This is a genomic window from Ectothiorhodospira magna (assembly GCF_900110965.1).
GTDB classification, from domain to species: domain Bacteria; phylum Pseudomonadota; class Gammaproteobacteria; order Ectothiorhodospirales; family Ectothiorhodospiraceae; genus Ectothiorhodospira; species Ectothiorhodospira magna.
Genome location: NZ_FOFO01000045.1, coordinates 1 through 5,779, shown reverse-complemented (window position 1 = coordinate 5,779; position 5,779 = coordinate 1). Strand labels below are relative to the sequence as shown.

Genomic DNA, 5,779 nt, shown 5'->3' with positions numbered 1-5,779 from the left:
CCTACCGTGGCTGTGGTCGCCATGGGAGCCGGACTGAGGGCCAGCCCGAAAGGGCTGGGCATCCCACCGGACCCTACCGCGACCCGGGCAGCGCGTCCAACGGCAACGTTCGACGTGACGGAGCAGAGGTCAGCCGAGGCCATAGTAATCGCACGCCCGTGGACGGGCCTCGCGGTGAAGGGCCGAACATGAGAAGACAAGGCGGAGCCGTGGATTGCTCGCACGCGTCGTCGAACCCGTCCGGGGGAGACGCGTCGCGGCGTGATGCCACGCAGCCAGCCTTGCACGACGACCTGATGGAGCGGGTGCTGGCAAGCGAGAACATGCGACGGGCATGGAAGCGGGTGAAAGCCAACAGGGGCGCCCCCGGCGTCGATGGGATGCACATCGAGGACTTCCCTGAGTTCGCACGTTCGAACCTGCCGGTCATCCGCCAAGCCTTGCGTGATGGCACGTACCGGCCACAACCGGTGCGACGAGTGACCCTTCCCAAACCCGATGGGGGCGAGCGACTGCTTGGCATCCCGACGGTGACGGATCGGGTCATTCAACAGGCCATGGCGCAAGCTCTGGGGCCGATCTTCGATCCAGGATTCTCGGATTCGAGTTTCGGCTTCCGACCCGGACGCTCCGCCCATGGAGCACTGAGACGGATACAAACCCATATCACTGATGGCTACCGCATCGCCGTCGACCTTGACCTGGCGAAGTTCTTCGACACGGTCCAGCACGACATCCTGATGGCCCGAGTGGGCCGCAAGGTGCGCGATAAACGGCTGCTGGCGTTGATCGGCGAGTATCTGCGGGCGGGTGTGCGGGTCGGGGATACTCTTGAGGCAACGGTGATCGGGACACCCCAGGGTGGTCCCCTGTCGCCCTTGCTGGCCAATATCCTTTTGGATGACCTGGACAAGGAACTGGAAGCGCGAGGGCATCGGTTCGTCCGGTATGCGGACGACCTGCTGATCCTCGTGCGGAGCCACCGCGCCGGGGAACGGGTCATGGCGAGCGTGTCTCGCTTCCTGACCGGCACCCTCAAGCTGGTGGTCAATCCGCACAAGAGCCGCGTGGTCAGGACCAACGACTGCCAATTCCTGGGATTCACCTTCCGGGGAACCAAGCTGCGATGGTCCGAGCGCGCCTATCAGGACTTCCGTCACCGGCTGCGAAAGCTCACCGGCCGGAGCTGGGGCGTGTCCATGGATCACCGGCTCAAGACGCTGACGGAATATGTCCGCATCCGCCACCTGCTGGCCCTGGGAACGCCAAAACGCGCCGCCATCTGGACAGGCATGAGCTCCAAAAGCTACTGGCACCTGTCCCGATCTCTCGGCACCCAGACCGGGATGACCAATGACTGGCTGCAATGCCAAGGCTTGATCAGCATCCGCGATCAATGGATGAAAGCGCATGGTTATGCCTGAAATCGTCGTGTGCTCCCTTCTTATGAACCGCCTAGTGCGGACCCGCATGCTAGGTGGTGTGGGGAGGGCGGGCTAAACACCCGCCCTTACCCGATTGGGCAAATTACCCACCCGGAATCTCCCAATTGTCCAGCCGCGACTGCGCCACTAAGAACTTCTCGTGCCGATCCTTGAATACACGCAGCTTTCCCTTTCCAGTCGGTTTTCGAATTGTGAGGCTCTGTTGAGACGCACCGAAATCGATGACCTGCGCGATTTGGTCGGGATCGAGAAGGCACACCTGCATATCGCCGTCCGCTGGCGCTTTCCTGCCGCACACCATCGCTACCCAAACTGGGCGCGTCGATCTTGCTGGGTTGATCTGCCGTAGCTGGTTCGTGCTAAATACAAAGCTCCACGATGTCCCTCCACCACCGCGAGACACTGGCCGTGGGTTTTTGCTATGTGTAACGAGAAGGTCCACTGCGTCATTGAGCGTGTAGGTGGACCAGCTTTCTCCTGGTTTGGTCTCCACTAGCCGCAGTGCAACCGGTTTCTCCGAACGGAGCACCTTTGCGAGCGCGGCTCCATGATATAGCTCGAATTCTCTAACGCTCATGTCTCACTCCTTCCTCGTCTGCCCAACGTTTAAGCTCACCGGCGGCAATGGAGCGCAGCGGAATTGCCGTCCGGTGCAGCGCCTTGTTATGCCATGCTTCTTTCATTTATTCAATGTACGGATTTAACAAGATGCTTAAATCCCTATTTCTTAATGACTGGAATATATCTTGCGCAGTTGGCTGCTTCGCTAAATACCTTGAAGCCACTTCATCAGTAAAATCCTTATTACGGGTATACCTGATTTCAAGAGCTTTATCCTGTGGTATCGCTTCCATTTTCAGTATTTCACCTGTCTTAATTGCGTTAATCAACCCATTATGAGCTACTTTTACAGCATACATCCCCAAAAGAAATGGTTCTATTTCTTCTGCCTTTGGTACAGCATGAAGCAACATTGCTCCAGAGTCCAAGCCCTTTGATAATAAGTGGATTGTTGCCCCAACATAATCAGGTTTATCGTCATATAAGGCCCAGAAGTTACAACTACTTCCTCTGTAGAATGGAGATAGCCCCATATGAATGTTAATCGCCCTTTTACTTACTAGAAAATCGATTAATTCTCCCTTAATAAAACTACTTCCAAACACAATGTAAAAATCACTTTTCAGTGCTGGTTTGAGAATTTCCATATTCAACTTGTTCAAATCACCCGATTTTAGTGATAAAGACTGCACGTTAGACGGTAGAAACATTGGCAACCCAAATACCTCTTTTTCTGCACGCATAACATTTTCGAAATAATTTTGCATTACATCAGACTTCTTAAAAAAGTCCTCAACCTGTCCAGGGAAAACAGTGTTACATTCTTGTACTGCAAAAACTTCATCAGCAATTACAGCCAAACTTTTAATTAGTGATATGTGTCGCGGTTGATTGCTTGTGAATACAGTTATTTTCATTGCTCAATCCTCCTTATAATATTTGCATGATCTTCTCTTGGAAATTCATACTCTGAAAATAAATGATTTTCCATGTTTGCACGAAAGCCAATCTCAATCTTGAGATTGCGCAAGATTGAAAAGGTATCAGTGCTATAGGAATTGCATGGATGAGACACTGTCTTGGGGGACTGTCCCAATGCCTCACGTAAGAAATCAAAATTTTTGCGGTATTCGTTCTCTTGCTCTTGTACTGATAGCATGGATAACTGTGTTGGGTGAGTGTGTGAATGTAGTCCGATAATATGATTTTTATCAGCTAGTGTATTTATATTATCTACACTCATCCACAGATCTGACGAGAAATCTGTTATATCGATATTGTGTTTTTTTATCATTACATCCATCACCTTATTGTATCTTTCTACTCCAAGAGTTGTATCTCTTATAAATCGAAATTTAGTATCATGCTTTGTGTAAAATGGAAAGTTGCTCCAGTTTTCATGAGAATAATTCTCTAGCGACTTAGCAACCATATCTTGATATTCGGTTTCCTCAAGCGTTGAGAAGAAATCATTATAGAATTGATCGATGGAGGAAAAACAAACTGTTCTGAATTTACGATAAACTTCAAGCTTCTCAATTCCTCCTGCTAATACAGATGAATACACGAACCAAAATGCAGTCAGGCTGTATTTTTCTAATACTGGGAGAGCAATGTCATATTGACATAGGAGAGCATCATCAAAAGTAAGGCATACATCTTTTTCAGCCAAACAATTGGCTTTGGCTTTAGAGAACCATTCCTTCGCAGGTAATAAACGATCACCATAGTATTCGATAATTTGTTCAAGCTGTTTTGCAGAAATAGTACCCTGCCCATTTACATGCCTTTCATCATGAAAATGATGAAACATTATTCCATGTGGAACAGTCTGTTGGTTTGTCATATTCTATCCTTTTTCCTCTTTGTTTGGTTATTGACTCTGAAGATTATTTTGCGGCATAACGCCCAGTTAACCCGCAAATTACGGAGGGCGCAGCCCGGAGTGATTTGTCGGGTTGAACTGATCGTTAGAATCCCGGAACGAACACCACCAATATATGAAGAGATATGCTAACCCAAAACAATTGCAACTATATATCTGCCGGGGAGGCCTACACAGCCTTCTCAATCCACTCAGCCACCCAACGCATAACGGCAGGCTTTGTGTAGGGCGAGTATCTTGTCAGGTGAGGAACGGCAACCACATTCAGTGAACGCCCTTGATACTCAACCGAAAACCGGTGGCACCAAAAATTTCCCTGTTCCGAATGAATGCTTTCTATCTCGGCTGGGCAAAGGAAGTCACGCAGGTAAGAAAAAGGCGACTGCTTGTCACCACTACCGTAGGCAACTATCGCCTTAGGTTTCACAATATCTATGATTTCGACGTGGATTGGCCAGGATTGTAAAGCATCCCCATCTAAATCAGGGTGGAGCCCGACAGTCCTCTCCCGAGTAAATACTATGTTGCTCGCCGGCACGCCTCTAACGTCAAACCCGAGCCCACCCAGGAACCTCCGCACCTGCTTCTGCAATTTCTGCTCTCCTGGTGGGCGCCCTTCCCAGGAATAGTCAAGGTACTCATTTCTTCCATCATCAAGGTCATTCAGCGACTGTCTGATGGTAGTTGGCAACGTTCCCCCGGGCTTAATTCCCATAAAATAAATATCATGAGGCCGAAGAGTGTCACCGGCGCTGTAAAGAACCTTGCCAGGTTTGTCAACAATTCCGGACTGAGCCAATACAGCACGCTTAATCCTATCGATATTCCCAACGCTCATCGCTTATTCTTCCAGCTTTGAATATATTGGGTATCGCTCCGAAAATATCCACCCTCAATATATCCACACACCCAAGCGGCACACACCGCGCCTGACTGAGTGTACGCACTTTTGTTAGAAGAAAAGTCCAGCCTCAGGAGTATGGACACCAGCTCCGAACCTGTGACGCCCGGATTTTCCTCAAGAGCGGTGTAAATTTTTCCGAATACCGACCGACGCGTTTTTGGCTCACGCGGGCCGGCCATGAGACGAACATCTTTTAGCTTGAATGTTTCCGGTATTCCGTTCACATCTTCGCCTTGAACGTCTTTATATTTTCTTACCTCCACCCCCGCAACAACATGTGAAGGAGAATAATCTTGAGCGTTCGTTAAAGGGCCGGTGCCGTGTTTTATCTGGCCAATCGCCTCAATCAACTCTGCCTCTCTTACCCAAGGCTCGTTGTCATGCCATCCGTCAATTGTGTGTAACACCTCACCGCCCTGAGACCATATATTTCGGATAGCTTCGACTTTAAGACCGCCACGCTCCGGGTCTTTGGCTTCCTCAACGTGGGAAAACATCCTCAATCCCTGGCCAATCCCGACATAAAAAGGCTTACCGCCGGGCTCTCTTAGAATATAGGTGTAGTGTTGCTTTCTACTCTCGGCCAGAGCCTGCCGCAGATGCTCACGATCCTTGATCAAAACCCCATATTCTATTTTTTCTTTCGTTGATTGCATATCACACCTTAACAGTTCCAAAAAATATCTGCGTTATTATTTAAATACAGGCTCAAGCACTTCCTAAGCTTCCGTGGTAACATCGAACCGGTAATTGGCAGGATGTTGGCTGGCGACCAAACTCGCACTCCGCATTTCAGACGAAATCGCAGCGCACCTCCTAAGCCTTCCCAGATTCTAACGCTTGGGCTCAGGGGCGCGCAGCGTAGCGGAGCGTCCCTTGGAGCCCATTGTTATGTTATATATTGCCTAAGTACAGCAATAGCCTCTTGATCTTCTCTTTTCTCGGCAATTTCTAATGCCGTGCTGCCCCAGTAATTCTTAATGT

6 protein-coding genes are annotated in these 5,779 nt (G+C 49.7%); 1 reads left to right on the top strand and 5 read right to left on the bottom strand.

Going from position 1 to position 5,779, the window contains the following annotated elements; genetic code table 11:
* Positions 1-281 precede the first annotated feature (281 nt).
* Positions 282-1,424: a group II intron reverse transcriptase/maturase gene (gene ltrA, locus BMX62_RS12345; protein WP_238375992.1), complete on the top strand. Its 1,143-nt coding sequence runs from the start codon at positions 282-284 to the stop codon at positions 1,422-1,424.
* Positions 1,425-1,527: 103 nt separating this feature from the next.
* Here ltrA and BMX62_RS12340 read toward each other — a convergent pair whose 3' ends face one another.
* The 5 genes from BMX62_RS12340 to BMX62_RS12320 form a co-directional block, all read right to left on the bottom strand.
* Positions 1,528-2,022 (bottom strand): hypothetical protein, encoded by a 495-nt coding sequence (locus BMX62_RS12340; RefSeq protein ID WP_090209578.1) that lies wholly within the window; start codon positions 2,020-2,022, stop codon positions 1,528-1,530.
* Between the two features lie 106 nt (positions 2,023-2,128).
* Complete coding sequence (locus tag BMX62_RS12335; protein WP_090209575.1) at positions 2,129-2,923, bottom strand: formyltransferase family protein; 795 nt, start codon at positions 2,921-2,923, stop codon at positions 2,129-2,131.
* Positions 2,920-3,852 (bottom strand): polysaccharide deacetylase family protein, encoded by a 933-nt coding sequence (locus BMX62_RS12330; protein WP_090209572.1) that lies wholly within the window; start codon positions 3,850-3,852, stop codon positions 2,920-2,922. The genes BMX62_RS12335 and BMX62_RS12330 overlap by 4 nt, the downstream gene beginning before the upstream one ends.
* A gap of 208 nt (positions 3,853-4,060) precedes the next feature.
* Complete coding sequence (locus tag BMX62_RS12325; RefSeq protein WP_090209569.1) at positions 4,061-4,729, bottom strand: hypothetical protein; 669 nt, start codon at positions 4,727-4,729, stop codon at positions 4,061-4,063.
* A complete protein-coding gene (locus tag BMX62_RS12320) occupies positions 4,726-5,451 on the bottom strand; it encodes a GIY-YIG nuclease family protein (RefSeq protein ID WP_090209567.1) in 726 nt (241 codons plus the stop codon). Before BMX62_RS12320 ends, BMX62_RS12325 begins: the two co-directional genes overlap by 4 nt.
* Positions 5,452-5,779: the final 328 nt, after the last annotated feature.